This window comes from Companilactobacillus futsaii JCM 17355, from assembly GCF_001435505.1.
In the GTDB taxonomy this organism is placed as follows: Bacteria; Bacillota; Bacilli; order Lactobacillales; family Lactobacillaceae; genus Companilactobacillus; species Companilactobacillus futsaii.
In genome coordinates this window covers 1-2782 of the sequence record NZ_AZDO01000112.1, presented here as the reverse complement: position 1 = coordinate 2782, position 2782 = coordinate 1, and the positions used below count along the sequence as shown (strand labels likewise).

The window sequence follows — 2782 nt, the reverse complement described above, 5'->3', positions numbered from 1 at the left end:
TACCCAAAGTAATCACTCCCTATATTGGTTGGAATTAGCTACTACCATTGTAAGTGGTTGCTTTGGGCTTTTTAATTTCTGTTCGGATTAATTATAGAATTTGCCGTAATAAAAGTTATAGGAGAAAAAATATTGAGAGTATTATTCGTAGCACATGAGGATGATGTTTTGGGTGCCACCAAGGCTTTGTCTGAAATTATGATGGGATTAAAAGAAGATTATGGAATTGAACCTTTTTTAATAACCCCCCAAAAAAACAAACTTACAGAGTATTGTAAACAAAATAATATTCCAAATTATTCAGTTAAATATTTTCAATGGGGACATCTTAAAACAGAGAGTATACTAAAAACTATTTTAAAATATTTACGTATGAGAATTTTTAATGGAATTGCAATAATTAAACTTATTAAGTATTGTAAATTAAACAAGATTGACCTTATACATACAAATGTTAGTGTAATAGATATAGGATTTGAAGTAGCAAAAAGAATTGGTGTACCACATGTATGGCATTTAAGAGAGTCCGGAATTGAGACTCAATGGGTTAATTATTCAGGAAATTTCTATAAGAAATTTAATGATGATAATAATCACAATATTGTAATTTCAAATTTTGTTCAAAAATTATGGGAAAATCGTGGAGTGGATAAGAAAAAACTCAGTGTTATATATGATGGAGTAAGCGATACGGGGTTTTCATATGAATTACCAAGTATTAGTTCTGTTAAAGCAGTACTTGTCGGATCTTTGCTGCCACATAAGGGGCAATTAGATGCAATAAATGCAATATCTAATTTAATTAATCAGGGTGTAGTAGCGAGTTTAGATATAATTGGTTCTGGATTCCCAGAATATACCCAAAAATTAAAGAATCGAGTTTCTGAACTTAAATTAAATAATGATATTCATTTTATTGCTTATAATAATAATATTCCTAAATTACTCCATAACTATAATGTTGGAATAGTTGCTTCAAAAGCAGAGGCTTTTGGTAGAGTAACTATTGAATATATGTTAAGTGGGTTACCTGTGGTTGCAAGTAATACTGGAGCAAATTCGGAACTCTTAGATGTTGACAATAATGGCTTACTTTATGAGTATGGAAATTCACAATCATTATCTTTAGCTATAACAAATTTACTAAATAATAAGATTGATTATATTGGTTATAGTAAAAGAGGATATAAAGTTGCCAGGAGTTACTTTTCAATAAAAAAGAATGTTAATAAAATATATGATTTATACATCAAATTAATTGATAATAAGGGCTAGTGTTATGAAACAAATTTTAAAAAATATTTTTTTTGAAAGAAAATTAGAATTCTTAATTAGAGGCTACTTTTATAAAATATCTAAAGTTACTTGTCGAGGTAGGCTTCAAGTTGGTAGAAAAGTAAGAATAAGGGCTAGATTAATAGATTCAAATGGACATTTAAGAATTGGAAGCTATACAAAAATACAAGGTTATATTAACAGCATAAAATTGGGAGAATATATTACGTTTGGCGAGTATAACACTATATTGACTGATTTTTCTCATGATAGTTTTTTGAAAATTGGTGATAGATTTTCGTGTGGTGACTATGTTCTTTTTGGTTCTGCTGGAGGTATTACTATTGGAAATGATGTGATCTTTGGACAGAATATTAGATTACATGCCCAGAATCATAATTTTATGGATACCTCTAAGTTGATTCGAGAACAAGGAACAACAGAAAAGGGTATTTCAATTGGAAATAATTGTTGGGTAGGTTCTGGAACTGTTTTTTTAGATGGTGTTACTGTAGGTAGTGGCTGTGTTATTGGTGCTAACTCGGTGGTTACTAAGTCAATACCAAATAATTCTGTTGTAGCTGGCAGTCCAGCTAAAATTATAAAGAAAAGAGACTAAAATTACCCGTTGTGCTAGTTAATTAGCTGCCAGGTATCTACGAATAAAAGTTGTTCTAATCGACCTTTGAAACTCGTCGGTGTCGCTGATTTTATCGACTATTTTACGACTCATTTGCGTCAAGATGGTTGGTCGCCTGATGCAGCAGTAGGACGGGCCAAACTTGAAGGCTTATATCAACCTGAGGAGATGGTCTCGACCAAGACGCTATACCACTATATTGATGCCCAGTTACTTGAAGTCCGCAATCTTGATCTATTCGAAAAAACGCGCCACCGTGCCAAACATCATCACTCGATCAAGCACAAGCGTCTGGCCGGACGGAGTATTGATGAACGGCCTAAAAGTATCGACCAGCGCCAAGAGTTCGGCCATTTCGAATTGGACACCGTGGTGGGCAAGCGCAACGGTCAAGAGAGTGTGATCTTAACGCTGATCGAACGTCAATCCCGCTGCCAAATTCTACGTTTGATCGATGGTCGTGATGCCGATTCAGTCAACTATGAGCTGGCCAAGATCTGTCAAGAATACGGATCAATCATGAAGTCAGTTACTGCCGATAATGGCGCTGAGTTCTCGGAAGTTGGCGCTGTACTTACCGGTGTCGCTGACCTTTATTATGCCCATCCATATCGTTCCTCTGAGCGTGGGACTAACGAAGCGCATAATCGAATGATCCGCCGCAATGTACCCAAGGGTCTATCCATGGATATTTTGGGTCCTCATGATATCCAAGCAGTTGAGTCAAAGCTAAACAATTTACCGCGCCGGCAAACTGGCCATCAAACACCCAAAGAGCTTTTCTCCGCTGCTTCCGCCGGTTAAGTTAAACCCATAAAATATGAATATTAATGAAAATACTGATTTAATAGGATTTATCGTGTGGCT

Annotated in this window: 2 protein-coding genes and 1 pseudogene; all 3 read left to right on the top strand. The window is 35.0% G+C overall.

Annotated elements, in window-relative coordinates; translation table 11 throughout:
- Window positions 1-132: 132 nt before the first annotated feature.
- Window positions 133-1275, top strand: coding sequence for a glycosyltransferase family 4 protein (locus tag FC88_RS08520; RefSeq protein WP_057814678.1), 1143 nt, complete (start codon window positions 133-135; stop codon window positions 1273-1275).
- Between the two features lie 4 nt (window positions 1276-1279).
- Window positions 1280-1894 (top strand): acyltransferase, encoded by a 615-nt coding sequence (locus tag FC88_RS08515; protein ID WP_057814676.1) that lies wholly within the window; start codon window positions 1280-1282, stop codon window positions 1892-1894.
- A gap of 42 nt (window positions 1895-1936) precedes the next feature.
- Window positions 1937-2719 (top strand): annotated as a pseudogene (locus tag FC88_RS08510) (IS30 family transposase); the annotation flags it as partial.
- Between the last annotated feature and the right edge of the window lie 63 nt (window positions 2720-2782).